The following is a 26,076-nucleotide window of genomic DNA, read 5'->3' as shown; positions in this document are numbered from 1 at the left end:
CTCTATCGATTGGCTGGGCCTCCCAGCCAATACGGACCTGAAGACAAGCCCAATGCCTGCGATCGAAGCGCTGATTTTTGACATGGACGGCACCATGGTTCACTCCATGCCCTGGCACACCCAGGCCTGGGTGGAGTACGCACGCCGCCACGCCTTGGATCTGGATGTGCCTGCCTTCATGGCGCAGACCACCGGCAAGAACGCCTTTGAATGCGCCTGCGCGCTGATGGGCCGCACGGTGAGCGCCGAAGAGAGCGAGCGCATCACCGCAGAAAAAGAAGGCATTTACCGCGAGCTGTTTGCCGCCCATTTCTGCGCGGTCGATGGCTTTGACCGCTTTCATGCCCAGGCGCGAGACATGGGCCTCAAAGTGGCCATTGGCACTGCGGGCGACCAGGACAATGTACGCTTTGTGCTGGACAACCTGCAGATGCAGCCCCCGGCCCAGGCGATTGCGCGTGGCGACGAGGGCCTGCCCGGCAAGCCCCACCCCGATATTTTTCTGAAGGCGGCCGAGCGCCTAGCGATAGACCCGGCCGCCTGCATCGTGTTTGAAGATGCGCCGCACGGCATTGAAGCGGCGCGGCGCGCCGGCATGCGTGCGGTGGGCATTGGCACCACGCACGATGCCCAGCAACTCAGCGGCCCCCATGTTCTGGCATGGGCGCCCGATTTTTCGACCCTGCTCAACAACCAATTTTTGGAGAAGCTCCATGATGCGTGAAGGACAAGCACACACCGTGTACCGCGCCGACTACCAGGCCCCGGCATGGTGGATTGATACGGTCGACCTGACATTCGATCTGGACCCGGCCAAGACGCGCGTGCTCAACAAGATGCGCGTGCGCCGCAACCCCGATGTGCCAGCCCAGCCGCTGCACCTCAATGGCGACGAGCTGAACCTGGCCCGCGTGATGGTCAATGGCGCCGCCTCCTCGTTCAAGATGGACGGCTCGGACCTGGTGCTGGAGAACCTGCCCGAAGGCAGCGACCCGGTCGACCTGGAGATCTTCACCACCTGCATGCCCGAGAAGAACACCAAGCTGATGGGCCTGTACACCAGCAATGGCTCGTTCTTCACGCAGTGCGAGGCCGAAGGCTTTCGCCGCATCACCTATTTCCTGGACCGTCCCGATGTGATGGCCATGTACACCGTGACCCTGCGCGCCAACAAGGCCCAGTTCCCGGTGCTGCTGTCCAACGGCAACCTGGTCGAGCAAGGCGACTTGCAAGGGCCTGGCAACGAAGGCCGCCACTTTGCCAAGTGGGTCGATCCGCACAAAAAGCCCTGCTACCTGTTCGCACTGGTGGCCGGCAACCTGGTCGCCCGCGAGCAGAAGATCAAAAGCCGCGCGGGCAACGAGCACCTGCTGCAGGTCTTTGTGCGCCCGGGCGACCTGGAGAAGACCGAGCATGCGATGAACTCGCTGATGGCCTCCATCGCCTGGGACGAAGCCCGCTTTGGCCTGAGCCTGGACCTCGACCGCTTCATGATCGTCGCCACCAGCGACTTCAACATGGGCGCGATGGAGAACAAGGGCCTCAACATCTTCAACACCAAGTACGTGCTGGCCAGCCAGGCCACCGCGACCGATGCCGACTACGCCAATATCGAGTCGGTGGTGGGCCACGAGTACTTCCACAACTGGACGGGTGACCGCGTCACCTGCCGCGACTGGTTCCAGCTCTCGCTCAAGGAGGGCCTGACCGTCTTCCGCGACCAGGAGTTCAGCATGGACATGGCCGGCAGCGCCTCGGCCCGCGCCGTCAAGCGCATCGACGACGTGCGCGTGCTGCGCACCGTGCAGTTCCCCGAAGACGCCGGCCCCATGGCCCACCCCGTGCGCCCGGACAGCTACCTCGAAATCAACAACTTCTACACCGTCACCATTTACGAAAAAGGCTCGGAAGTGGTGCGCATGCAGTCCACCCTGGTGGGCCGCGACGGCTTTGCCAAGGGCATGAAGCTCTACTTTGAGCGCCATGACGGCCAGGCCGTGACCTGCGACGACTTTGCCCAGGCCATTGCCGATGCCAACCCCGGCTCGCCGCTGGCCCAGCACCTGCCGCAGTTCAAGCGCTGGTACAGCCAGTCCGGCACGCCCCGCGTCGCCGCGCAAGGTGTGTACGACGCAGAAGCGCAGACCTACACCCTGACCCTGACCCAATCCTGCCCGCCCACCCCGGGCCAGCCAGGCAAAGAGCCCTTTGTGATCCCCGTCACCCTGGGCCTGCTGGCAGCCGATGGCCGCAGCCTGCCGCTCCACATTCGCCCCAGCCAGGCGCTCAGCAGCATCGCCCACAGCGCCACCAACCACACCGTGGTGCTGACCGAGGAATCGCACACCATTGTCTTCGACGGTGTCGAGCAAGCCCCTGCCCCATCGCTGCTGCGCAACTTCAGCGCGCCCGTGGTGCTGCAGATCGAAGAGAGCGACGACGCCCTCCTGCACCTGCTGGCCCACGACGAAGACGCCTTCAACCGCTGGGAAGCGGGCCAACGCCTGGGCCTGCGCTTTGCGCTGCAAGCCATTGCCGCACGCAGCGCCGCCGGTGCCGATGCCGCTGCACCACAAGCCAATCTGCTGCCCGCCTCGTTTGTGCAAGCGATGCGCGAGGTGCTGCGCGATCCGCAGCTCGACGCCGCCTTCAAGGACCTGGCGCTGACCTTGCCGTCCGAAGGTTATATCAGCGAACAGCTCGACCAGGTTGACCCGCAAACCGTGCACGCCGTGCGCGAAGCCATGCGCCAGCAGCTGGCCACCGAACTGGCCGCCGACTGGGCCTGGGCTTACGACGAATGCAGCCACACCGGCGCCTATGTGCCCGATGCGGTGAGCGCCGGCAAGCGCGCACTGGCCGGCCATGCGCTCCTGATGCTCTGCGTGGCCGCCCGTGAATCGGGCGACAAGGTCTGGCCTGGCAAGACCCTGCAGCGCTACAAGGATGCGGGCAATATGACCGACCGCTACAACGCCCTGAGCGCGCTCGTGGTGAGCGGCAGCCCGCTGGCCGATGCGGCCATCCAGAGCTTCCACCAGATGTTCAAGAACGACGAGCTGGTGCTGGACAAGTGGTTTGCGCTGCAAGCGAGCGCACCCGATATCAACGGCAGCGCCCTGCCCGCCGTGCGCGCGCTGATGAAGCAGCCCGACTTCAACATCAAGAACCCCAACCGCGCCCGCAGCGTGATCTTCAGCTACTGCAACGGCAACCCCGGTGGCTTCCACCGCGCCGATGGTGCTGGCTACGCCTTCTGGGCCGAACAGGTGGTGGCGCTGGACGCCTTCAACCCGCAAGTCGCTGCCCGCCTGGCCCGCGCGCTGGACCGCTGGAAGAAGCTGCCCGAGCCCTACCGCAGCGCGGCGGGCGATGCGATTGCCAAGGTCGCCGCCAAGCCCAAGCTCAGCAACGATGTGCGCGAAGTGATCACGCGCGCCATGGCGGACTGATGCGCCAGGGCATGCGCCAACAGCTGCTGGCCCAGGGCATTGCCGCCTTGGCCAGCTTGGCTGCCGCCATGCCCCTGCTGGCCAGCGCACAAACCGGCCGCAACTCCGGGGCGGTGGCCACTACCGCGCCCGAAGGCCTGGCGATCACGCCCAGCAACAATTTTGAAAAGCGCTTTGCGCCGCTCTATGCCGCTGTGTTCAGCGAAGGCAGCCGTTTCAGCGGCAGCGCGATGAGCGCGGACCTGCAGGCGCTTGAGCCGATACTCAAGCGCACCAAGGCGCCGGCGCTGGATTTTTTCCGCCTCTACTACACGCAGGCCACCATCTTCAGCCGCCGCGCCATGCCTGCCGAGGCCGGTCAGGTGGCACAAAAGGCCTTGGTGGCCATGCCCAAGCCCAGCGATCCGCAATGGGCCTACCAGCATCTGGAGCTGAGCATTGCCAGCATCCGCTGGCTGGCCGAAGGCGGGCGTTATGAGGCCGCGCTCAAACAGGCGCAAACGCTTATCACCCGCTACCCGCTGCAAGAGATTGCCAGGCTGCCCGCGCAGATGCGCTGGGACAACAACACCCCCATCCCGCAGGCGGCCGACTACCCCACCCAGCTGCAGATACTGGGCGTGTACGAAGACCTGGGCTATGTGCTGCACGAGCAAGGCCAGTACCGCCAGGCCCTGCAGGCCAACCAGCAGCTGCTGCCCGTGGCGCGCGAGCGCCTGCTAGCGCTGGGCGAGACGCCGCGCCTGCGCGGCCTGCTGGCCAACCTGGCGCAGAACAGCTACATGCTCGGCCAGGTGGACGCCGCCCGCAACTACCTGCAAGAGCGCCTGCAGATCGCCATCAGCGCGGGCGACCATGACACCGTGTACGACAGCTATTTCCAGCTGATGGTGCTGGCCCATGAGCAGAATCAGCCGCAGCAGGCGCGGCAGTGGCTCAGCGCCTATGCGCAATATGCCCGCACCCAGGGGCACAGCGACCAACTGGCCCGCGCCGAGCAGCTGCGCGACGAGCTGAACGGCCGCGAAGCAGCGCCCCCGCCGCAACAGCCGGCCCCACAGCCAGCGCGCCAGCCCAAGCGCTGAGCCCACCCAGATTGACCCAGTTTGAAGGAGTTCCACCCATGAAGAAAAACATCACCCTCAGCCGCTACCTTGTCGAGCAGCAACGCGTCGACGGCCTCATCCCCGCCCAGCTGCGCCTGCTGATCGAAGTGGTGGCCCGCGCCTGCAAGCGCATCAGCCACAGCGTCAACAAAGGCGCGCTGGGCGATGTGCTGGGCACCGCCGGCAGCGAGAACGTGCAAGGCGAAGTGCAGAAGAAGCTGGACATCATCGCCAACGAAGTGCTGATCGAAGCCAATGAATGGGGCGGCCACCTGGCCGCCATGGCCTCCGAAGAGATGGACAGCATCTACCTGGTGCCCAACCGCTACCCCCAAGGCGAATACCTGCTGATGTTCGACCCGCTCGACGGCTCGTCCAACATCGATGTGAACGTGTCCATCGGCACCATTTTCAGCGTGCTCAAAAAGCCCGAAGGCCACCCTGGCGTGACGGAAGACGACTTTCTGCAGGCAGGCGCCCAGCAAGTGGCCGCCGGCTACTGCGTCTACGGCCCACAAACCACCCTGGTGCTGACCTTTGGTGACGGCGTGGCCATGTTCACCCTGGACCGCGAGCAAGGCAGCTTTGTGCTGACCCAGGAGAATGTGCGCATCCCTGAAGACACCAAGGAATTCGCGATCAACATGAGCAACATGCGCCACTGGGATGCCCCTGTGAAGCGCTATGTAGACGAATGCCTGGCTGGCGTGGAAGGCCCCCGCAACAAGGACTTCAACATGCGCTGGATCGCCTCGATGGTGGCCGACGTGCACCGCATCCTCACCCGTGGCGGCGTCTTCATGTACCCCTGGGACAAGCGCGAACCCAACAAGCCCGGCAAGCTGCGCCTGATGTACGAAGCCAACCCCATGAGCTGGCTGGTAGAGCAAGCCGGCGGCGCCGCCACCAACGGCCGCGAACGCATCCTCGACATCCAACCCACCAAGCTGCACGAGCGCGTCAGCGTGGTCCTGGGCTCGAAGAACGAGGTCGAGCGCATCACCCGCTACCACACGGAAGCATAAATTCCGCAATTTGGTCTGAGAGCCAAAATTTCACGCTATAATTTCTCTCTAACGCCGGTGTAGCTCAGTCGGTAGAGCAGCTCATTCGTAATGAGAAGGTCGGGTGTTCGATTCATCTCTCCGGCACCAAGTCAGTAAAAAGCCCGCTATCTTTTAGATAGCGGGCTTTTTCTTTTTCTCAGGCTGTAGGCGATCTGAAGGCAGTTTTGCGAAGGCTACTCCTACTGCTGGTGAGCACACCTACATGGATGTGGCGACAGCCAGCTGCGTCAGGGTCTGAAACGATGCGCAAACCTCGCCCGAAGAAGTTCATTCCTCAGACATGAGCCTAAGCCGACTGGTTGCGATTCACGCGGCCGGACGCCAGGACTCTGCTACAGGCAAGGTGAAAACACATCATGACCGCCCCCACATAGCCTTGCGCACTACCCTTAATCAGCGATTAGACCTCCCGCGTAACCGATCTACTTCTCGTAACGGTGGCTATTGGGGGGATTACCCTGCACCAGTAGATCAAACACTATTCGCGCAAAGTTGGCTGCCTTGCTCGGATCGGCCAGCAACTGCATCATCTGGTTCTGATGGGCTTCACTGCTGTCCATGATGGCATCGTCTATCGCCTTGGAGAAGTCACCAAGCATGGCCTGTTCGGGCGAATTGTTCTCGATCTGCTTCATCACCTTGATGTTCTCACCTACCTTGTCGCGGATCGTATAGGCGTAGTTCACCATGTCCTTGTCGGTGAGCTTGTCGGTCACAAACACCTCGTTCAGGCGGTTGATGATCTGCGACAGAAGCTCTTCCGTCTTGTCTTTTGGCTTGGCCGTGCCCAAGCCTTCGCCGGGCACCAGCTTGTACTCAGCGCTGTTTTCTTTCAGCACCAGATCCTGCTGGCGGATCTTGGCCACGCGGTAATGGCTGAGCACCACGTTGCCAAGGTCGATGCCGTCTTCTTCCAGCAAGGTTTCGCGCAGCATGGGCCGCAGGCTGCGCGCGTACAGGCTCAGCTTTTCTAGGTCGGTATCGTCGTAATCCACGATCTGCGACATGAACTCGTAAAACCGCACAAAGGTGCCCAGGTCTTTCTTGAAGATTTCCAGCGCGTCCTTTTCCTTCTGGCATTCCTTCAGGCTTTTCTCGGCGTTGGCAATCAGCACGGCATCGCCTGTCTTCTGGGTGCGTTCAAACATGTCCTTGGCAATCTTGAAGGCCTCCACCGCCGACTTGTAGCGCAGCTGCCAGCGCTGCACCGCCGGCTTGCAGATGTTGGCAATGGCCGCGTTGCTCTTGTTCTTCACATAAAACCCCGTGCAGAACTGCTCCACTTCTTGCCACGTAAAAATGCCCCCTGCCCGCAGCTTGTCCTGCAGCGCAAAGATCAGGTTCGGGTCCGACACATCCAGCAGCTCCGCCGTCTGGTAGTACGGCTGAAACGCCTCCAGAATCTCATCCGACTCATTGAAGAAGTCCAACACATAGGTGCCCGTCTCGGCCTTGTTCGGATAGGTGCGGTTCAGGCGCGACAGCGTCTGCACGCACTCCACCCCGACCAGCTTCTTGTCCACATACATGGCGCACAGCTTGGGCTGGTCAAACCCCGTCTGGAACTTGTTGGCGACGATCATCACCTGGTAGTCGTCCGAATCGAAAGCCTTGCGCATGTCGCGGCCCTTGAGGTTCGGGTTCATATTCGTCTCGGTGAACTTCTCGCCGATCTGGCCCGCCGCAGCCGGGTCTTTGTCGGTGAACTCCACCTCCCCCGAAAACGCCACCATGGCGTGTATCTTCTGGTAGCCCTTCTCCGATATGTACTTATCGAAACACTGCTTGTAGCGCACCGCCTCCTTGCGCGAGCTGGTCACCACCATGGCCTTGGCCTGCCCGCCCAGCAAGCCCATCACGTTGTCTTTGAAGTGCTCCACGATCACCATCACCTTCTGGGCAATGTTGTGGTCATGCAGGCGCACCCATTGGTTCAGCTTCACCTTGGCGCGCTTGCTTTCCACCTCTGCATCGGCGTCCTGCACCTTTAAGGCCAGCTTGTAAGCCACCTTGTAGTTGGTGTAGTTCTTCAACACGTCGAGGATGAAGCCCTCCTCAATCGCCTGCCGCATGCTGTACACGTGGAACGCCGCTGGCTTGTTGGTGGCGGAAGGCACCTCGTCCGGGCGTGGCACGCGGCCAAACAGCTCCAGCGTCTTGGCCTTGGGCGTGGCGGTAAAAGCAAAGTAGCTCAGGTTGCCCGATGCGCGGCGCGATGCCACCGTGGCGGCAATGATGTCGTCGCTATCCAGTTCCGCAGTCTCATCCCCCGCTTCACCGGCTTCCTTCATCAGCACCTCTTTGAGCTGCCGCGCCGTGGAGCCGCTTTGCGACGAATGCGCCTCGTCCGCAATGATGGCGTAGCAGCGCTCCTTCAGGCTCACGCTGTTTTCAATCGCCTTCAACACAAACGGAAAAGTCTGGATGGTGACGATGATGATGGGCTGGGCAGACTCCAGGGCGGCGGCCAGCTTTTCAGACTTGGAACCATCGCCCTCTTTGTTGTTGATGCGCCCCACCACGCCATCAGTGTGCTCAAACTGGTAGATCGTGTCTTGCAACTGCGCATCGAGCACCGTGCGATCCGTCACCACAATCACCGAATCAAACTGCTTTTTGCCGTCATGCTTGTACAGCGCCGAGAGCTGGTGCGCCACCCAGGCAATGGAGTTGGACTTGCCCGAGCCCGCGCTGTGCTGAATCAAGTACTTCTGCCCCGGCCCCTCGGTGCGCGCCGCCGCCAGCAGCTTGCCGACCACGTCCCATTGGTGGTAGCGCGGGAAGATCAGGCTTTCCTTCTTGTACTTGCGGCCTTCCCAGTCTTCCTTGTCCTCAATCTGCAGGTGCACAAAGCGGGCCAGGATGTTGAGCAGGTTGTCCGGCAGCAGCACCTCGTTCCACAGGTAATCGGTGGCATAGCGGTGGATGTCTTGCGGCACATCGTTGCCCGCGCCGCCGTCTGCCGTGCCTTTGTTAAAGGGCAAAAAGTACGTACCCTCCCCCTCCAGCTTGGTGGCCATATGCACCTCGTACTGGCTCACCGCAAAGTGCACCAGCGCCCCGCGCTTGAAGGTCAGCAGCGGCTCCGGCTTCTTGGCCACCGGGTCCACGGGCAGGCGTGTGGTTTTGTACTGCCGAACTGCCCGGTCCACCGCCTGCTTGAACTCGCTTTTCAGCTCCAGCGTAGCCACGGGCACGCCATTGACAAACAGCACCAGGTCAATGCGCCATGCCTTGGCCTTGGCCCCTGTCTCCGCGAAACAGGCATCGGTACACCACGGGCTGTACACCAGCTCCGGAACCACGCGCAGACGGTTTTTGGCGTAGCGGGCCAGCGTGTCGGGGTTCAGGTCGTGCTCGGGCTTGAACTGGCACAGCGACAGGCGCGCATTGCGGTCGCGCAGCTCGTGGCGCAATACCCCCAGCGTGCCAAAGGTGCGGCTGTCTTTGTGCGTGGCATTGGGGTCGGCCTTGCCCAGTTGCGTAGCCACAAGCTGCAAAAACTTCTGCTCCGCATCCTTGGGGTGGTTGGCGCAAAACCTTTGCCACTGCGCGTCTTGCGTCTCCTGCACAAAACCCAGCGCATCCTCGGGGTACAAGGCCAGTTCGCGGTGGTACTTGTCAGGCGAGCCAAGCAACCAGCCATTCGCCACCAGCTGGCGAATGATGTCGTCTTGAAAAATGCGTTCGGTTGCTTGGTCGCTCATGGTCGAGTTGAGTTTTAGCTGGGTGGGTGAAGGCAGTCAGGCGGCGGCTTGCCAGTTGCGCACGTCGATTTTGCCGGTGACAGCGGCGGAGATCAGGGCTGTGCGGCGTTCTTGCATTAGTCCAATGGAGCTCTCAGCTAAAGCAATCAATTTTGAAAATTCTTGCTTCTGCAAAGATACGTACTGAACAATTTTTTCTTCTTCTTCTCTCTCAGGGAAGGCAATTGGAAAATCTTGCAAAATAGGGACGCTAATGTTTTTCTGGGCACTTCCCCAAGCATGCAACTCGAAATACTTTTTCCCGATGTAAGAATTCAAATACTCTACAAGAAACTGAGAATGGTGTTCAGCCCGGGGGGTCGCAACTAAATTTGTAAAGCAGTGGGATTGATCAAGGCCCTCTGGCACAACCGCACTTGTGCCTGGATATCCTGTTCGAACAGTGACCACATCGTTTTTGTATAAGTACTTCGAGGTATTTTGTTCCGCAAAGTCCTTCTTGATAAAAAGCATCCCGTCTTGATTCAAGCCGTCTTCTCGGATATCAGTTGACCGTATTATGGGTACGCCAGACTCAGCATATGCATGAGTGGCAGCCTCAGCGATGCCGACAATCACTCTAGTCGTGCAGAACTTATACCGTGCAACAACCCAATGCGCAGGCACTTCTCCTAGCCACTCCACGCCGGAGTCTTTCATCGGAGCGTTGGGGTCGAGGCCTTTGGTGACGGCGTGGCTGATGAGGGCTTGGCGCTTTTCCTTGAGCAACTCAATCAGCCGCTGCTGCTTCTCGATCAAGGCATCAATCTTCGTCGTTTCGTGGTCGAGGAAGGCGGCGATTTTCTCTTGCTCAGCGCCAGATGGCAACCAAACGTCGGCATCCCGCAAAATTGCTTGGGTGATGCTGAACACCTTTACGCCTTTTACCGCGTGACGAATTCTCGTCCGAAACTCTATAGAGTCGAACAGGTAAGCGAAAAAGCGAGCGTTATCGATGCATTCTGGCCGAACAATAATCGTGTGATAACCCGCAAACGTAGGAATATCGCTTATGAGCTGAGTGAAGTTTCCTGAACCTTCAATGTCCTCTGATGTGTCGGCAAAAACAAAATCGCCTTTTCTAAGCAGGGCACTTGGCGAAGTTTTCAGATAGCTATGCTCAACACATCGCAATTGGTGCCCTGATGGATCAACCTCAAATCCAAACTTTGAATGAAGCTCGCCATAGTTCACGCAAGGAATGCCCTCATCGACAAGGTTTTCTTTAGTAATGCTAAGCCCTTTACCAAAGCTAAAGGCATACCGAAGCTTGCTAAGCGACCAATGGACAGGAATGGCCTCTAGCCATTCCATACCGGATTTTTTGTACTCCGGATAAGTCTGATACCGACTCACGAATGCACCTCACGCAGCAGCGCCATGATCTCGGCACTTACGGCATCCAGATCGGCATCAATGGCTTCCAGTGGTCGTGGCGGCTGGTACTGGTAGAAGTGGCGGTTGAAGGGAATTTCGTAGCCGACGATGCCAATCTCGCCATCTTTGGCGTCGCGCTTGCTGGCGTCTATCCACGCATCGGGCAAGTGGGGCTGCACTTCGGCGATGAAGTAGGCCTCCACGCTGGCGCTTACCGTGCGGCTGGGGTCCAGGGTTACGTTTTCAAAGTCGCGCAGCTCGCCGTCGGCCTGGTATTCGATGACTTCTTTCCTCACCTCGAACAAACCATAGAGTGGATTGGCCTTGCCTTTGTGAACTTTCTTGATCACCTTTTCGGCGCCGGGGTTCTTCCAGCTCACGGCATCGGCGATCTGCTTTTTCTCCTTCGCGTCCAGCGTAATGCCTGCCTTTTTGCTGGCGCCCTTGATGGCTTCGTCGTAGGCATTGAAGTCGTCGTGCTGGGCGCTGCCGGTTGCGCTTTGCAGGGCGCGTGCCTTGAGCAGCACGGCCTTTTGTGCCAGCCAGGTGCGGGCGTCGAGCAGGTCTTTGATCTGCTTTTCCTTAAGGCTGGCAAAGTCGCGCTTGAGGTGGGCGCGTATCTCGTCGGTGTAGTCGTCCAGCTGGCCGTAGAGGTCACAGTCGGCAGCGTCTTGCCAGTAGGGCTGGCCATACTCGGCGTAGACCCACTGCATGGCCGCATTCAGCGCGCCAGACTCGAAGCGCAGGCTGGCAATGCGTTCATCAATGAACTGCCACGACAGGCGCAGGGGCCGCTCAATGGTGATACGGCGGTAGCCAAACTCGTGGGTCGCGAAAATTTTGCTCGCGAAAGTTTTGACAACTTCGGGCTTGGGGTTGGCGGCCTGGCGGCCCCGGTTGCTTTTGGCTTCCGCCGGTTTGTTGAGCGCCTGCGCTTCTACCTCCTCAAAGTTGCCAAAGCAACGGGTGATGGTGGCAATGTCGGCCTCGTCCATCACATTGCGCTTGCTGCCCAGCGATTTGCGCATCTTGCCGCAGAGGTCGGTGCCATTGATGAGCTGCACCTTACCTTTGCGCTCGGCGGGCTTTTTGTTCGACAGCACCCACACATAGGTGGCAATGCCGGTGTTGTAGAACATGTCGGTCGGCAGGGCAACGATGGCTTCGAGCAGGTCGCTTTCCAGAATATGACGCCGGATTTCCGATTCTCCCGAACCTGCGCTGCCAGTAAACAGCGGCGAGCCGTTGAGGATGATGCCGATGCGTGAGCCACCGTCCTTGACATCACGCAGTTTGCTGATGAGGTGCAGCAAAAACAGCAGCGACCCATCGGACACCCGCGGCAGGCCGGGGCCAAAGCGGCCATCAAAGCCTTTGAGGGTGTGTTCGTCGGTAATGTCGCCTTCGATTTTTTTCCAATCCACGCCAAAGGGTGGGTTGGAGAGCATGTAGTCAAACTTGCTGGCGTAGAGGTGGTCGTTAGAGAGCGTGTTACCGAGCTTGATGTTGCTCACATCCTGCCCCTTGATAAGCATGTCAGCCTTGCAGATGGCGTAGCTCTCAGGGTTGAGCTCCTGGCCAAAGGCGCGCATCACGGCCTGTGGGTTCAGCTCATGCACATATTCCATGCCTGCCGAAAGAAAGCCTCCTGTACCCGCCGTGGGGTCGTAAATGGTGCGAATGATGCCGGGCTTGGTGAGGGCTTCGTCGTCTTCCATGAACACCAGCGAGGTGGTGAGGCGCACGATATCGCGCGGGGTGAAGTGTTCACCCGCAGTGTCGTTGGAGCTTTCAGCAAACTTGCGGATCAGCTCTTCAAACACCAGGCCCATTTCGTAGTTGGACACGGCATTGGGATGCAGGTCCATGGTGCGGACTTTTTGCACCACTTTGTAGAGCAGATTGGCGTCGTTCAAAAGGCCGATGAATTCGGCGAACTTGAAGTGGTCAAAAATCTCGCGGGCGTTTTTGGAAAAGCACTGGATGTAGCGCTCCAGATTGGCCTTGATGCCCGACTCGCCCAAGGTGCTGAGGTCCATGGGCGAGGTATTGAAGAAAGACAAACCGCCGGTGGCGCGCCGGAGCAGCTTTTCTCTGGCCTCTTCGGCAATGGCCATTTTTTCGACCTTGGCGGCTTCGGTCAGCACGGCGGGCTTGCTGCCCTGCAGTACACATTCCAGACGGCGCAGCAGCGCAAAAGGCAGGATGACGCGGCCATATTGGCTCTGCTTGAAGTCGCCGCGCAGCAAATCGGCAAGCGCCCACAGGTCGGCGGCAAGGTTATTGGTTTCTTGGGTCATGTATTACGAACGAGGGCTTGGGTTTCAACCCTACGAGGGCGTAGTATTGCACGGGCTTAGGGGTGAATTTCCGAACCGATGCACAGGCGCTGACCTACAAAAACATGCAGCGATGGCCCCATTACGGTGCGCAAGGGCGTGGCATTGCGCTGCATCACGGTCGCATGCACGGGCTGGGTTTCATAGCCCCGATCTTCCGTGACGGTCAGCAGCGGTTTTTGGACTGGAACCTGTGCGAGCAACTCAGGCATAACGGCAGCATCGCTGAAATTGCTGGAAGTGACGAAGACCGCCCGTACCTGCAGCGTTTGTGCATCAGTGCCGATGTGCGGTTTGAATCACCCCGGCTCCAACCGAGCCGCCTGCCGAGCCTGCGTCTACCCAAACATCTACCCCGTCACCATCGCGCCAATCAACACCCCCATGACCACGCCCACGGTCCCACCCAGCGTGTCAAAACCATTGCCATGGGGAAGATGCGCAAGATGCCCAAGCGCTCGGGAACGACGGCCAGGTCACCTTGCGCTACCTTTCTGCCCCTCGGCAGCTCTCTCATTCGCCCGATGCAGCACCGCCTGCGCATCCTCCGTCAGCGCATACAAAGCACTGTGCAGACCGCCTTGCAGCCACTTGCTCAGCCTGAACGCCCCACCATCGTCTGCCCCCATCAGCAGAGCCGATATAGCACTCAAGCCATACAAGCGCGTGTTGATCGCCTGGGCTTCGCGCTCCGTCAGCGCCAGGTCTTCCGTAAAGCCGCCAGCCCTGCGGTGCCTGCAAATATCGTGAATGTCTAAAGGCTGGTCACCATGGCCCGCGATGGCCCGGATGACATCGGCGTAAGCGCTATCCAGGCCGGAGGCATCCGAGCTGGAATCCAAGGATGAGCCGGCTTTTGCTGCCGCACGGGCAGCTTGGGGCTTGCTGTTCATGATGACGCCTCCTGACTCCGGGACAGGTTGCGGAGTAGAGGCAGCGCCTGTACAGCCATGTTCAGCGCGTTGTGCGCGTCGGGATGGAGTTGGATAAGGGCGCTTTCGCCCAGGCAGGAAGTGGGCGCAGAGATGCGCACGAGGGAAGACTGAGCCATGGTGGACTCCAGGTGGTTCGGTTTGCTAAAACCACCACCTCCCACGCCAATAGAAGGCGGTGGCTCGAACAGGTTGGCGTACCGGGAACCTCCTGCGAGAACCGGCGGAGCTTTCGCTCCCCCATCCGAGCCACCATAAACCGGGGCACAGACAAGAGAGCCGCAGACTCTGCGAAATGAGACCACGGCTTGCGTCGTGGAGATTCAACGGGACGCCAATCCCGGCTGCGCTTTACGGGCGCAGCGGCGTAACTGTAGCACGGCAGGAATGGGAGTGTTTAGGTGCGGCGCTTTATTGAACCCCTTCCCTTCCCTTCCCTTCCCTTCCCTTCCCTTCCCTTCCCTTCCTTCTTCTCCCTGCCCGAGCCACTCGGCCCGAGTCATTGAAGCGGTAGTGGCCTGGCTGGGTCGGGTGCCTTCACGGTCGGTAACTGCGACAGCTGCCGTAAAAGCCAACACCCTCCCCTAACCACCCAACGCCACCACCGGCTCCAACCGCGCCGCCTGCCGCGCCGGCATCCAGCCAAACACCAAGCCGGTCACCACCGCGCAGCCAAAGGCCAGCAACATCGCACTAACAGAAAGCACAACAGCGCCCCCCAAAAAGACCAGCACTGCGCCAATCAACACCCCAAGCAACACACCCACGGTCCCGCCCACCATGGTTATCAGCACCGCCTCGGTCATGAACTGGCGCTGAATATCCCACTGGCGGGCGCCAGTGGCCATACGGATGCCGATCTCCCGCGTGCGCTCTTTGACGGCCATCAGCATCACGTTCATCACGCCGATGCCGCCAACCAGCAGCGAGACGGCGGCGATCAGGCTGAGCATGGTGGTCATGGAATCCTTGGCCTGGGCTGCAGCCTGCAGGCGGGCGGCGGCGTTGGCCACGTAGAAGTCTTCGCGGCCGTGGCGCAGGCGCAGCAGGTTCTCAATGGCCGCTTGCGCGGGCAGCACGCTTTGGGAATCGCGGGCCTGGATAACGGTGTAGTGCGGGTCAAAACTTTTGCCGTTGGGGAAGATGCGCAGGATGCCCGAGCGGTAGGGAACGACGACCAGGTCATCCTGGCTCTGGCCGCCATCGCCTGCGCCTTTTTCCGACATGACCCCCACCACCTGGAAAGGCGTGGTGCCAATCAGCAGCAGCTCGCCCAGCGCTTTGCGGCCTTCAAAAAAGCGCTCATGCACCTTCTTGCCAATCACCACGACGGGGGCCAGCTCCGCATCCTCGGCATCGGTAAAAAAGCGCCCTTGCGCCACGGGCCAGTTGTGGATGGCTGGCCAGGCGCTGGTGGCGGCAATGGTGTCGCCCTGCCAGGCCACGTTGCCGTAGCGCACGGTGGCCGGGTCGCGCGCCACCGGCATGGCGTGGGCCACCTCGGGCAGCTGCTCGACTGCCTCCAGGTCCGCCAAGGTGGTTACGCCGGTGGGCCCGCCTTGCGGCGGTTTGCGGTTGTTGATGTACATCACCGTTGCCCCCATCGCGCCCATGCGTGCCACCACCTCCTGGCGGGCGCCCATGCCGACGGCCAGCATCACGATGACCGAGGCCACACCAATGACGATGCCCAGCAAGGTCAAGGCCGTGCGTGCGCGGTGGATGCGCATGGAGCGCCAGGCCGAGCGCAGCGCTTCGCGCAGGTCGGCCATGGGTTGGGTGCTCGCCTTGAGCGCGGCCTCGTCCATATCCGGCGGTGGCAAGGCGGCCTGCGATGGCGCTTTGGAAAGGCTCGGGTCGCTGTCGCTGACGATGCAGCCGTCCCGGATCTCGATCACGCGGCGGGCCTGCGCCGCTACCCTGCGGTCATGGGTGATCAAGACGATGGTGTGGCCGGCATCGGCCAGCTCGTGCAGCAGGGCCATCACCTCGGCGCCGCTTTGGCTGTCCAGCGCGCCGGTGGGTTCGTCGGCCAGGATGATGCGGCCGCCATTCATCAAGGCCCGCGCAATCGATACCCGCTGCTGCTGCCCGCCCGATAGTTGGTTAGGCCGCAGATGCCGCTTGTCTGCCAGCCCCAGCCGGCCCAACAGAGCCTGTGCACGCGATGCCCGCGCGGGCCTTGCGCTGCCGGCATAGATGGCGGGCATCTCCACATTCTCCTGCGCCGAATCCGTCGCAATCAGGTGGTAGCCCTGGAACACAAAGCCAAAGGCCTCACGCCGCAGCCAGGCCAGCGCGTCGGCATCCAGCGCCGCCACATCCTGGCCATTGAAGCGGTAGCTGCCAGCACTGGGCCGGTCCAGGCAACCGAGCAGGTGCATCAGCGTGGATTTGCCCGAGCCCGATTGGCCGACGATGGCGACAAACTCGCCCGCCTGGATGGACAGATCAATGCCATGCAGCACCTCCACCTCGGGCCGGCCGCTGCTGCTGCCGCCATAGCGTTTGCGGATGCCGCGCAGTTCGATCAGCGGTGGGGGCAACGGTGCCTCCAGGTGCTGGTGCCGGGCCCCGCCTCCGCCGCTGGGATCGCAATCTCTGGCAGTCGCTCAATAGTCATAACGCAAGGTCATCGCAAAACTGCGCGGCGTGCCCACAAACACGCCGCCGTAGTTGTTGTTGGTAGGGATCGACTGGTAGTAGTGCTTGTCCAGCGCATTGCGCACGTTCAGCTGCAGGCGCAGATGGTTGTTGAACTCGTAGGCCGCATGCAGGTTGAGCAGCGCATAGCCGCCTTGCTGGATGCGATAGCCGCTGCCGCTGTACGACATGGCGCTTTGCGCCTGCACACTGCCACCCAGGCGCCACTTTCCGCCGGGCAAGCGGTAGTCGGTCGATACCTTGAAGATCCTGCGCGGCAAGGTGGTGTTGTAGGGCAGGCCGTTATTGGGGCCGGCCACGTATTTCGGATCGCTGTAGGTAAAGCCGGCGGCCAGGTTCCAGCCGGGGGTGGGCGAGCCCGATACCTCCAGATCAATGCCCCGGTTGCGCACCTTGGCGCCCTCGGTGTAGCAACGGGTGGCGCCGGTCAAACCGCAGGTCGAGGCCACGTTCAGCGCGACCGGCAGGTTGAGCTGGTCGGTCTGGAACAGGGCCACGGCCGTCTGCAGACGGCCATCGAAGAACTGGCTCTTCATCCCCACTTCGTAATTCTTGCCCTTGACCGGCGCCAGCAGGCCATTCGGGCTGTAGTACTGCTGGATCGAGTAGATGTCGGTGTAGCTGGCGTAGAGCGCATGCGCAGCGCTCAGGTCATAGACCGCGCCGGCATACGGAATCACCTGCCGGCCGGAGTCGAAGGACGCGTTGGTGTAGGGGCTGCGCGATGCATAGTCCGACCAGCTGAGGCGGCTGCCGATGATGAAGCTCAGCGCATCCATCGCGCGCAGGCGCGTGGCCACGGCGGCGCCCTTCTCATTGCGCTCCAGCGCATAGGTGGTGGGCGTGCTGCTGAAACCCGGCACCCGGATCGACGAGAAGTCAAAGCTGCTGATATCAATCGTCTGCGAACCCTGGGCCGCAAAGATGTCGTAGTCAAAATTGTCCCGGCGGCGGCTCAGGCTCAGCATCAGCTGGTGCTCGCGGCCCAACAGCGTGTAGGGGCCGGTGGCATGCAGGTCAAAGGCGACTTGCTTGTCCTGGTACTCCGCATCCACCCAGGACAGGGTCTGGCCGGTGTCCGATACCCGCGCCGGGTAGTTGGCGACAAAGCTGGCGTCGGAGCGCACCGTGTTGAACGCGGCCGTCAGGCTCCAGCCATTGTCCAGGCGGTGCTTGATGTCGCCAAAGATGCTGTAGTTGTCGCGGTTGAGGTGCGCGCCCGCGCCGGACAGCGAGGCCGAGCGGTCCAGATCGTAAAAGGTGCCATCGGCCCGCGTGTTGAAGCCGCCCCAGTCATAGCCCTGGTGGTTGTCGCGCTGGGCGCTAAAGCCCAGGCTGGCCGTTGTCGCGCTGCCCAGGTCGGCCTCTGCGATGGCGTAGAGCATGCGGTTGTCGGCTTCGGCCCCCTGCTTGAAGCTGTTGGCCTGGTTGTCGAAGACCACGGCACGGCCACGCACGCTGCCTGCGGCGTTGAGCGGGCCGGACACATCGAGTTGCGCTCGGTAGTCCGCCCAGGAGCCCGCGCCCAGCTCGGCGCTCATCTGGAACTCGCGCGTAGGCCGCTTGCGCACCAGGTTGATGACGGCCGACGGATTGCCCGATCCCTGCAGCAGACCATTGGCGCCGCGCACCACCTCGACCCGGTCATAGATCGCCATATTGTTGAGCGACATGGCATCCGCGGAAAAACTCTCGGCCATGCTGGTGGACAGGCCGTCGATCTGCAGGTCGGTGATCTGGAAGCCGCGCGAATAGAAGTAAGAGCGCTCGGTGCCCAGCTTGCTGTAGGTCACCCCGGGCAGCGCGTCGGTCACATCATCGAGCGACTGCATATTGGCGTCGCGCATCTGCTGCTGCGTCACCACGCTGACCGACTGTGGCGTCTCGCGGATGGACAGATCCATCTTGGTGGCTGTGCGTACCTTGTGGGTGGTGTAGGCACCCGTGCCCTCGGTCACGCCACTGGCATCGGACTGGGCAGTGACGGTCACCGTCGACAAGGTAGCTGCATCCCGGGGATCGGCGGTCGGCGCTTTTTTGACGATCACTTCGGCACCCTGTACCTCTGCAACCAGGCCGCTGCCCAGTAGCACCCGGTCCAGCGCTTGCCGGGGCGTGAGGTTACCCGCCACGGCAGGCGCCTGCTTGCCCGCCACCAGGTCAGGATGCACCATCAGCTGCAAGCGGGCCTGGCGCGCCAGCTCGTTCAAGGCCGTGCCCAGCGGCTGCGCTGGCAAGGAGATGGGCATGGCGGCGCTGGCCTGGGCATGGGCGGGCAAGGCGCTGAGCGCCAGCAACGGCAGGGCGAGTGCGGTGGCTAAAGCGAGGGGCGCGAGTTGAAAGCACGGTTGCGGCATGAATGCGATCTCCACAGTAGAAAGTTAGGTTCCTAGCTGTGCTGACGCATGAGGGGCCGAGGTGTTGAGGTCGCAGAGGACAAATTTTTTAAATTTTTTTGTCCCCTTCCCATCCACCCTTCCATGCCCTGCATTTGCGCCGCCCTCCGCTGCTTCCACCATGGCCTCAACCGCCGCGTGCAGCGGTGATTTCCGTCTTGCCTTCCTTGGGCACCAGCCGCACCGGCAGCACCCGGGGCAAGGCCCGGGCAAAGGCGGCCAGCTGCCGCAGCTCAAAACTGCCATGCACCTTGAGTGCGCCGACGGCCGGATCGCGGATGACCAGACCGGTATCGCCATAGCGTTCAAACTCGGCCACCGCCTGGGCCAGCGTGCTGCCGTTTAAGCTGACCCGGCCTTCGCGCCAGTTGGCCGCAGGTGCGGCCTCGTGCTGCACCGGCCCGGGCAGGCCGCTGGCATCGGTGCTGACGGACTGGCCTGCGACCAGCTCCACCGCTGCGCCCGCACCTGCCAGCTCCTGCGCGCTCTGGCGGCTGGCCACACGCACGCGGCCCTGCTCCACCGCCACGCTGACGCGCCCCTCCTCCCCCAGCCCGCTGCGCGTGTTGCGCACGGAAAAGCGCGTGCCCACGACGGTGACACGGGTCGCGCCGGCCAGCACATCAAAAGGCTGGGCGCTGTTGGGCTGCACGGTAAAGAAGGCCTGCCCCTCCAGCAGCCGCACCTCGCGGCGTTGGCGGTACAGGCGGATCTCCAACTGCGTAGCGGTGTCCAGCCACAGGGTGCTGCCATCGGGCAGCGCCAGCTGCCGCTGCTCGCCACGGGCCGTCGCCAGGCTTTGCGTAAACGTCGGCTGCTGCTGCCAGATATTCCAGCCATACCAGCCGCTGCCCACCATGCCCAGCGCGACAGCGGCCACGCCAGCCTGGGGCACGAGCCAGCCCAGGTTGGCCAACCAGGCGCGGCGGCCGGGCGAGCTTGGCGCGCCTGATGGGCGGCGACTCTCGCCCGCAGCGGCACGGTCCGCTATCGGTGGCAGCGCCAAGGCTGCTGGGCCTTCAGCGCTGGGTGGCAAGCCCGCCTTCAGCGCATCCACGCCGGCTTCAGGCAGCTCATCCATGCGGCCCCAAACGCCTTCGGCCTGCTCTAAGGCCTTGGCATGTTCGGGGTCGCGCTCCAGCCATTCCTGCAATTCCGCCTCTTCTGCGGCAGTCAGCCCGTCCTGGCGGCGCACCATCCAGCCGATGGCCTCCACCTCCAGCGGATCCTGGCCGGCAATGAACTCGGCATAGTCGCGCGCATCCGCCGCCTCCTGGTGGGAAGCTGGCAGGGATGGGCTGGGCGCGCTGGGGCGGTGGTGGAGCTCTGGCTGGTTCATGGGCGCTGAACCTTTGTATCGGCGCCATGGCCAGCGTGCGCTGCTGCGGTGGCACGGCCATGGAAACGGTCATCACAGGCCTTGCAGACCAAGACCGCACGGATCACATGCTGGGCCACCATATTGCGGGAGATGCCCATGTGCTCGGCCACTTGCTGGTGCGACAGGCCATCGAAGCGGTTCAACACAAAGGCCTCACGGCAGCGCGGTGGCAGGCTCTCAATCGCCAGGTAAACGGCCCTCGCATACTGGCTGAAGGCCAGCACTTCCTCGGGTTGCAGATGCCTGGGTGCCAGCGGCTGCTGCGCTTCGTCCAGCGCTTCCAGGCTTTGGTGGCTGCGCACCTGCTCGCGCCGGTACTCGTCCGTCAGCAGATTGCGCGCCGTGCGGAACAGCAGCGCGCGCGGATCTGCCACCTGGGTGCCCGACTGCTGCACGCCAAAGAGGCGCACATAGGCCTCCTGCACCAGATCGGCCGCCGAGTCGCGGTCCTTCAAGCTGCGAGCGCAGAAGTTCAGCAGTTCTTTGTAATAAGCATGCGCAGCCACAGCGAATCGAGCCCCATCCCTTGCATTGGTATTGCCCGTCAAGTGGCAAGCAAGATGTGGCGGCCGCTGGATCTGTAGCGCGTAGCGAGACGGTAAGCCGAGCATTATAAATGCAAATGAGAATTCATCTTATTTACAGAGAGCCAGAATTGGAACACTTCATCCGCCCCCGTTCACAAGCCAACAACGCTGGGCTTGGCAGGGAAGGCGGGCATGGATGGGTCTTGTTTCTTCGGGTGTCCAGCGCGTCTGCGCCTAGGGATTGATCGGCTGCGCAACCAGGCGAACGCCGAGCGCTGCACACACACGCCAAATGGTTTCAAAGCGCGGATGGCTACCCGGACGCAGCGCCTTGTACAGCGCCTCTCGGGTCAGGCCGCTGGCACTTGCTATGTCGCCCATGCCACGCGCGCGCGCAATCACACCCAGGGCATGCGCAAGCTCGGAAGGATCTTCTTCCTCCATCACCAAGGTCAAATAGGCGGCCACCTCTTCATCCGTTTTCAAATGCTCTGCCATGTCAAAGTTGGGCAGGTCTGCAATCTTGACCATCATCTACTCCTTCTCGCCCTCTTCCGGCTCCAAAGTGGCAGCCAGCGCCTGGGCAGCAGCGATATCCGCTTGTTGGCTGGACTTGTCACCACCGCCCAGCATGACTACCACCACATCGCCACGCTGCACGTAGTACATACGCCAGCCTGGGCCAAAGTCTTCTCGCATTTCGTAAACGCCTGCGCCAACGGATTTACAGTCGCCCATCAAACCACGTGTGACCTTGTCTAAACGCTTTGCCAAGCGGATACGCGTCATCGTGTCACGCAGACCATGGAGCCAGGCATCGAATTCAACAGTGCGCTTGACGGTGAACATTTCAGGATTGTAATCGTTCGTTCACACCGACGCCAGTTTTTTCATTAGCGGCAGCACACACTCCAGACACCATGCCATCGCTCACAAGGCATGACGCGATGCGCTCGAACAAAGACTTTTGTATAGTTTTGTACACTGCCTCTCGCAGCGCTACATTCGGTCAGAAAACCCCTTTGCCAAAGCGCCGCTGGCTTGAACAATCGCTCCGTCAGTTTGACAAAACAACAGCTCCACAAGGATTTGACCATGAGCGCAGCACAAGACAAGGTTCTCTACACCGGCCGCACAACCACCACCGGCGGCCGCTCCGGCGCATCGCGCAGCGATGACGGGCATCTGGATATTCGCCTGACCCAATTCGGCACGGCGGGCACAGGCACCAACCCCGAGCAGCTGTTTGCGGCGGGCTGGTCGGCCTGCTTTATGGGGGCGATGGCCCGGGCGGCGCAGCCGCTGGGCGTCAAGCTGCCGGCAGAGCTGGCGGTCGATGCCGAGGTGGACCTGGTGCAAAACGCCGAGGGCTTTGCATTGGCGGCGCGGCTGAACGTCAGGGTACCGGGCGTTGCGCATGACCAGGCGCTGGCCGTGGTGCAGGCGGCGCACCAGATCTGCCCATATTCCAAGGCGACACGCGGCAATATCCAGGTCGATCTTTCCGTGGCCTGATCGCCCCTTGGCTCCCCACCCGGCTTGACCTCCATGCGCAGATTTTTTCAACGGCTTGTCCCTTCCACCCTGCTGGCGCGCGTCGCCTTGCTGGTTGTGCTGGGCATGGGTGTCGCCCAGCTGCTCACCTATATGGCCATTCGCCATGAGCGTGAGCAAGCGCTGATGCGGCTGATGGTCAGCGGGGTCGAGCGCGATATCGCCAGCTCGGTCGCGCTGATCGACCGGCTGCCGGCGGGCGAGCGCCAGGACTGGTTCCCCAAGCTCGAGCGCCCCAACTACAGTTTTTCTCTGGAGGGCACGGTTGGCAGCGCCGCCCCCACCGACCCGGCGCTGGCCCGCTTTGCGCAGGTGGTGGCCGATGCCTTGCAGCCCTTTCCGGTGCTGGCGATGGGGCAGCTCGGCGACCGGCCCGATGCTGTGCGCATGCAGCTGCGGCTAAGCGATGGCTCGCCGCTGTACATCGTCGCGCGCCGCGTGCCGATGCCCGTGTCGGGCTGGGTCACCTGGCTGCTCGCGGGCCAGCTGCTGGTGCTGGCGGGCCTGGCCTGGCTGGCGGTACGCCTGGTCACCCGGCCTTTGGAGAGGCTGGCAACGGCGGCCGACCAGCTGGGCCCGGACCTGCAGCCCGTCGTTGTCGCCGAAGCGGGCCCGGCCGAGGTGGTGCGCGCAGCGCGTGCCTTTAACGCCATGCAGCAGCGCATTGCCGGCTACCTGAACGAGCGCATGCAGATCCTCGCGGCCATCTCGCACGATCTGCAGACCCCCATCACGCGCATGCGCCTGCGGGTGGACCTGATGGACGACATGCCCGATGCCGACAAGTTTCGCCAGGACCTGGAGGCCATGCGCAGCCTGGTGCACGAAGGCGTCAACTACGCCAAGACCCTGCAAGGCTCCGACGAGAAAGTGCGGCGCCTGGACCTGGATGCGCTGCTGCGCAGCATCGTCAACGACTATGCCGACACCGGCAGCCCGGTCACGCTCGACGGCGCTGCGGGCCAGCCCATCGGCACCCGCCCCCATGCGCTGCGCCGCATTCTGGGCAACCTGATCGACAACGCGCTGAAGTACGGCCAGCGCGCCGATGTGCATCTGCGCCTGCAAGCGGGCCATTGCTACATCGATGTCTGCGATGCCGGGCCCGGCATCCCCGAAGAGCAGCTTGCAGCCGTGCTGCAGCCCTTTTACCGGGTCGAGGCCTCCCGCAACCGCGACACCGGCGGCTCGGGCCTGGGTCTGGCCATTGCCCACCAGCTGGCACTGTCGCTGGGCGGCACGCTGCGCCTGCACAACCGCCCCGAAGGCGGCCTTCGCGCCAGCCTCCAGCTGCCAGCCAGCAGCTGAAACCCTCTGAAACCCACCGACCTCCACTGACACTACCGCCTCCTTCTGCCATGACAAGCACCTCCCCTGCCAGCGACCACATTCTCTTGGTGGATGACGACCGGGATATCCGCGACCTGGTCAGCGCCTACCTGCAAAAAAATGGCCTGCGCGTGACCACCGCACCCACAGGCCGGCATATGCGGCAGCTGCTGGAGACGGCAGGGCCGTTTGACCTCATCATCCTGGATCTGATGCTGCCCGGCGAAGACGGGCTCACCCTGTGCCGCGACCTGCGTGCCGGCAAGTTCAAGACCACGCCGATCATCATGCTGACGGCACGCGGCGATGAGACAGACCGCGTGCTGGGCCTGGAGATGGGCGCCGATGACTATATGCCCAAGCCCTTTGCCGCGCGGGAGTTGCTCGCGCGCATCAAATCGGTACTGCGGCGCACCCGCATGCTGCCGCCCAATATGCGCAGCAGCGAAGAGGCGCGCTTTCTGGCCTTTGGCGACTGGCGGCTCGATACCGCCGAGCGCGTGCTGCTGGACCAGGAAGGCGTGATGGTGTCGCTCAGCGGCGCCGAATACCGGCTGCTGCGTGTGCTGGTGGACCATCCGCAAAAGGTGCTCAGCCGCGACCAGATCCTGTCCATCACGCAGGGGCGCGAGGCCGAGCTGTTTGAGCGCTCCATCGACCTGATGATCAGCCGCCTGCGCAAATGCCTGAACGACGATGCCCGCGAGCCGCGCTATATCAAGACCGTCCGCAGCGAGGGCTATGTGTTTGCCGCTCAGGTGGAGGCCCAGGATGTTTAAGGTTCGCAAATGGCTGTATGCCTGCATGTTCTTGCTGGGCTGTGCGGCTGCTGAGATTGCCTCGCCCGCAGGCCGGCCCTGCCCCTTGGCCAGCAGCAGTACGCCGCTACGCAAGCGTGGGCCCCGCGCTTAAGACCTCCAAGCACCACCCACCACCCCCATCGCCTAACACCGCCACCTTTCAGGTGGCGGTGGCGTTTCCGGGGTCGGCAATCACGGCTTTGTATAGCTGTGTATCTGCCCGCGCCGCGTGCTACACGGCCATGCATTTGGGGGCACGCATGACACATGCCACATACATGGCGGCGGTCTACTAGCCAACAGCCAAGACAAACAAGTTTCGGCACCGAGCACCCCGACCACCTTCACCAAGCAAAGGCCCTCCATGAACCCGATCACCACCTCCTCCCGCCGCAGCTTCTTGGGCAATGCCGCCCTGGGCCTGGCCCTGGCGCCCATGGGCAGCTTGCTGGCCAGCAGCGCGCGCGCCGCCAGCCCGGCAGGCGCCACCAGCTTTGGCCCGCTCAAGCAGATCGATGCCGGCGACCTGCGCGTGGAATACGCCGAAGCGGGCCCCGCCAACGGCCCCGTCGCCATCCTGCTGCACGGCTGGCCTTATGACATCCATGCCTTTGCCGATGTGGCGCCGCGCCTGGCGGCAGCGGGCTACCGCGTCATCGTGCCCTACTTGCGCGGCTACGGCGGCACGCGTTTTCTGTCGGCCAGCACCGCACGCAATGGCCAGCAAGGCGCAGTTGCGCAGGACATCATTGCGCTGATGGATGCGCTGGGCGTGCGCCAAGCCGTGCTGGGCGCCTTTGACTGGGGCGCGCGCACCGCCTGCATCATGGCGGCGATCTGGCCCGAGCGGGTGAGCGGCCTGGTGTCGGTGAGCGGCTACCTGATCGGTAACCCCCAGGCCAATGCCAAGCCCCAGGCGCCCGCTGCCGAATACGCCTGGTGGTACCAGTCTTACCTCGCCACCGACCGGGGCCGCGACGGCTATGCCGCCAACCCTGCTGCCTTCAACCGCTTTATCTGGCAGCAGGCCTCGCCCCAATGGCAGTTTGACGATGCCACCTACCAACGCAGCGCCCAGGCCTTTGACAACCCCGACCATGTCGCCATCGTGGTGCACAACTACCGCTGGCGCATTGCACTGGCACCGGGCGAATCGCGTTTTGATGCGCTGGAGGCCCGGCTGGCCAGCGCGCCGCGCATCGCCGTGCCCAGCATCACGATGGAGGGCGATGCCAACGGCGCGCCACACCCCGCGCCTGCTGCCTATGCCGCCAAGTTCAGCGGCCCCTACCAGCACCGCAACCTGGACGGCGGCATTGGCCACAACCTGCCCCAAGAGGCGCCCGCCGCCTTTGCCCAGGCCGTCATCGACGTCACCCGCTTGTAAGCCCGTCCTTAACTAGCCA

18 protein-coding genes, 1 tRNA gene and 1 pseudogene are annotated in these 26,076 nt (G+C 62.4%); 9 read left to right on the top strand and 11 right to left on the bottom strand.

The annotated features are described in order from the left end of the window. Window positions 1-52 precede the first annotated feature (52 nt). The 5 genes from WH303_RS15260 to WH303_RS15240 all read left to right on the top strand — a co-directional run bounded on the left by WH303_RS15260 (window position 53) and on the right by WH303_RS15240 (window position 5,712). Window positions 53-724 (top strand): HAD family hydrolase, encoded by a 672-nt coding sequence (locus WH303_RS15260; RefSeq protein WP_339519538.1) that lies wholly within the window; start codon window positions 53-55, stop codon window positions 722-724. Further along, window positions 714-3,452: an aminopeptidase N gene (gene pepN, locus WH303_RS15255; protein WP_339519537.1), complete on the top strand. Its 2,739-nt coding sequence runs from the start codon at window positions 714-716 to the stop codon at window positions 3,450-3,452. Before WH303_RS15260 ends, pepN begins: the two co-directional genes overlap by 11 nt. 11 nt (window positions 3,453-3,463) lie before the next feature. Further along, window positions 3,464-4,537: a tetratricopeptide repeat protein gene (locus WH303_RS15250; protein ID WP_339519536.1), complete on the top strand. Its 1,074-nt coding sequence runs from the start codon at window positions 3,464-3,466 to the stop codon at window positions 4,535-4,537. Window positions 4,538-4,575: 38 nt separating this feature from the next. Then, complete coding sequence (locus tag WH303_RS15245) at window positions 4,576-5,583, top strand: class 1 fructose-bisphosphatase (protein WP_260719392.1); 1,008 nt, start codon at window positions 4,576-4,578, stop codon at window positions 5,581-5,583. 53 nt (window positions 5,584-5,636) lie between these two features. Continuing rightward, window positions 5,637-5,712: transfer RNA gene (locus WH303_RS15240), tRNA-Thr, on the top strand. A gap of 335 nt (window positions 5,713-6,047) precedes the next feature. Here the strand turns inward: WH303_RS15240 and WH303_RS15235 are convergent. The 11 genes and pseudogenes from WH303_RS15235 to WH303_RS15185 all read right to left on the bottom strand — a co-directional run bounded on the left by WH303_RS15235 (window position 6,048) and on the right by WH303_RS15185 (window position 21,836). Continuing rightward, window positions 6,048-9,332, bottom strand: coding sequence for a type I restriction endonuclease subunit R (locus WH303_RS15235; RefSeq protein ID WP_339519535.1), 3,285 nt, complete (start codon window positions 9,330-9,332; stop codon window positions 6,048-6,050). Window positions 9,333-9,368: 36 nt separating this feature from the next. Then, complete coding sequence (locus WH303_RS15230; RefSeq protein WP_339519533.1) at window positions 9,369-10,685, bottom strand: restriction endonuclease subunit S; 1,317 nt, start codon at window positions 10,683-10,685, stop codon at window positions 9,369-9,371. Between the two features lie 38 nt (window positions 10,686-10,723). Continuing rightward, window positions 10,724-13,048, bottom strand: coding sequence for a type I restriction-modification system subunit M (locus WH303_RS15225; protein WP_339519531.1), 2,325 nt, complete (start codon window positions 13,046-13,048; stop codon window positions 10,724-10,726). A gap of 131 nt (window positions 13,049-13,179) precedes the next feature. Beyond that, window positions 13,180-13,383 (bottom strand): annotated as a pseudogene (locus WH303_RS15220) (transposase); the annotation flags it as partial. 180 nt (window positions 13,384-13,563) lie between these two features. Continuing rightward, on the bottom strand, window positions 13,564-13,980 hold the full coding sequence (locus tag WH303_RS15215) for a hypothetical protein (protein ID WP_339519529.1): 417 nt from the start codon (window positions 13,978-13,980) through the stop codon (window positions 13,564-13,566). 623 nt (window positions 13,981-14,603) lie between these two features. Beyond that, complete coding sequence (locus WH303_RS15210; protein WP_339519527.1) at window positions 14,604-16,565, bottom strand: ABC transporter permease; 1,962 nt, start codon at window positions 16,563-16,565, stop codon at window positions 14,604-14,606. A gap of 66 nt (window positions 16,566-16,631) precedes the next feature. Continuing rightward, window positions 16,632-19,040 carry a TonB-dependent siderophore receptor gene (locus WH303_RS15205; protein WP_339519524.1) on the bottom strand — a complete coding sequence of 803 codons (2,409 nt, stop codon included), beginning with the start codon at window positions 19,038-19,040 and terminating at the stop codon, window positions 16,632-16,634. Between the two features lie 166 nt (window positions 19,041-19,206). Continuing rightward, complete coding sequence (locus WH303_RS15200) at window positions 19,207-20,418, bottom strand: FecR family protein (protein WP_339519521.1); 1,212 nt, start codon at window positions 20,416-20,418, stop codon at window positions 19,207-19,209. Then, a complete protein-coding gene (locus tag WH303_RS15195) occupies window positions 20,415-20,915 on the bottom strand; it encodes a sigma-70 family RNA polymerase sigma factor (protein ID WP_339519520.1) in 501 nt (166 codons plus the stop codon). Before WH303_RS15195 ends, WH303_RS15200 begins: the two co-directional genes overlap by 4 nt. Before the next feature lie 306 nt (window positions 20,916-21,221). After that, window positions 21,222-21,518 (bottom strand): addiction module antidote protein, encoded by a 297-nt coding sequence (locus WH303_RS15190; RefSeq protein ID WP_043339850.1) that lies wholly within the window; start codon window positions 21,516-21,518, stop codon window positions 21,222-21,224. A gap of 3 nt (window positions 21,519-21,521) precedes the next feature. Beyond that, entirely contained in the window at window positions 21,522-21,836 is a 315-nt protein-coding gene (locus WH303_RS15185) for a type II toxin-antitoxin system RelE/ParE family toxin (protein WP_021026784.1), read from the bottom strand. A 246-nt stretch (window positions 21,837-22,082) separates the two neighbouring features. Here WH303_RS15185 and WH303_RS15180 point away from each other — a divergent pair, with 246 nt between their 5' ends. From WH303_RS15180 to WH303_RS15165, 4 genes are all read left to right on the top strand, one after another. Next, window positions 22,083-22,502 carry an Ohr family peroxiredoxin gene (locus WH303_RS15180; RefSeq protein ID WP_021026785.1) on the top strand — a complete coding sequence of 140 codons (420 nt, stop codon included), beginning with the start codon at window positions 22,083-22,085 and terminating at the stop codon, window positions 22,500-22,502. A gap of 33 nt (window positions 22,503-22,535) precedes the next feature. Next, window positions 22,536-23,849, top strand: coding sequence for an ATP-binding protein (locus WH303_RS15175; protein WP_339519511.1), 1,314 nt, complete (start codon window positions 22,536-22,538; stop codon window positions 23,847-23,849). A gap of 50 nt (window positions 23,850-23,899) precedes the next feature. Next, window positions 23,900-24,649 carry a response regulator gene (locus WH303_RS15170; protein ID WP_339519509.1) on the top strand — a complete coding sequence of 250 codons (750 nt, stop codon included), beginning with the start codon at window positions 23,900-23,902 and terminating at the stop codon, window positions 24,647-24,649. Window positions 24,650-25,034: 385 nt separating this feature from the next. After that, window positions 25,035-26,057: an alpha/beta fold hydrolase gene (locus tag WH303_RS15165; protein ID WP_339519507.1), complete on the top strand. Its 1,023-nt coding sequence runs from the start codon at window positions 25,035-25,037 to the stop codon at window positions 26,055-26,057. Window positions 26,058-26,076 lie beyond the last annotated feature (19 nt).

Source organism: Comamonas sp. MYb69 (assembly GCF_037479315.1).
In the GTDB taxonomy this organism is placed as follows: domain Bacteria; phylum Pseudomonadota; class Gammaproteobacteria; order Burkholderiales; family Burkholderiaceae_C; genus Comamonas.
The sequence above is the reverse complement of the archived record's forward strand: the minus strand, read 5'-3'. Positions and strand labels throughout refer to the sequence as shown.

What these genes read in the sequence shown, in the direction of transcription:
- WH303_RS15180 (WP_021026785.1), top strand. Translation starts at nt 22,083, where the DNA reads ATGAGCGCAGCACAAGACAAGGTTCTCTACACCGGCCGCACAACCACC.
- WH303_RS15175 (WP_339519511.1), top strand. Translation starts at nt 22,536, where the DNA reads ATGCGCAGATTTTTTCAACGGCTTGTCCCTTCCACCCTGCTGGCGCGC.
- WH303_RS15215 (WP_339519529.1), bottom strand. Translation starts at nt 13,980, where the DNA reads ATGAACAGCAAGCCCCAAGCTGCCCGTGCGGCAGCAAAAGCCGGCTCA.
- WH303_RS15190 (WP_043339850.1), bottom strand. Translation starts at nt 21,518, where the DNA reads ATGGTCAAGATTGCAGACCTGCCCAACTTTGACATGGCAGAGCATTTG.
- WH303_RS15245 (WP_260719392.1), top strand. Translation starts at nt 4,576, where the DNA reads ATGAAGAAAAACATCACCCTCAGCCGCTACCTTGTCGAGCAGCAACGC.
- WH303_RS15205 (WP_339519524.1), bottom strand. Translation starts at nt 19,040, where the DNA reads ATGCCGCAACCGTGCTTTCAACTCGCGCCCCTCGCTTTAGCCACCGCA.
- pepN (WP_339519537.1), top strand. Translation starts at nt 714, where the DNA reads ATGATGCGTGAAGGACAAGCACACACCGTGTACCGCGCCGACTACCAG.
- WH303_RS15230 (WP_339519533.1), bottom strand. Translation starts at nt 10,685, where the DNA reads ATGGAATGGCTAGAGGCCATTCCTGTCCATTGGTCGCTTAGCAAGCTT.
- WH303_RS15165 (WP_339519507.1), top strand. Translation starts at nt 25,035, where the DNA reads ATGAACCCGATCACCACCTCCTCCCGCCGCAGCTTCTTGGGCAATGCC.
- WH303_RS15225 (WP_339519531.1), bottom strand. Translation starts at nt 13,048, where the DNA reads ATGACCCAAGAAACCAATAACCTTGCCGCCGACCTGTGGGCGCTTGCC.
- WH303_RS15260 (WP_339519538.1), top strand. Translation starts at nt 53, where the DNA reads ATGCCTGCGATCGAAGCGCTGATTTTTGACATGGACGGCACCATGGTT.
- WH303_RS15185 (WP_021026784.1), bottom strand. Translation starts at nt 21,836, where the DNA reads ATGTTCACCGTCAAGCGCACTGTTGAATTCGATGCCTGGCTCCATGGT.
- WH303_RS15200 (WP_339519521.1), bottom strand. Translation starts at nt 20,418, where the DNA reads ATGAACCAGCCAGAGCTCCACCACCGCCCCAGCGCGCCCAGCCCATCC.
- WH303_RS15250 (WP_339519536.1), top strand. Translation starts at nt 3,464, where the DNA reads ATGCGCCAACAGCTGCTGGCCCAGGGCATTGCCGCCTTGGCCAGCTTG.
- WH303_RS15170 (WP_339519509.1), top strand. Translation starts at nt 23,900, where the DNA reads ATGACAAGCACCTCCCCTGCCAGCGACCACATTCTCTTGGTGGATGAC.
- WH303_RS15235 (WP_339519535.1), bottom strand. Translation starts at nt 9,332, where the DNA reads ATGAGCGACCAAGCAACCGAACGCATTTTTCAAGACGACATCATTCGC.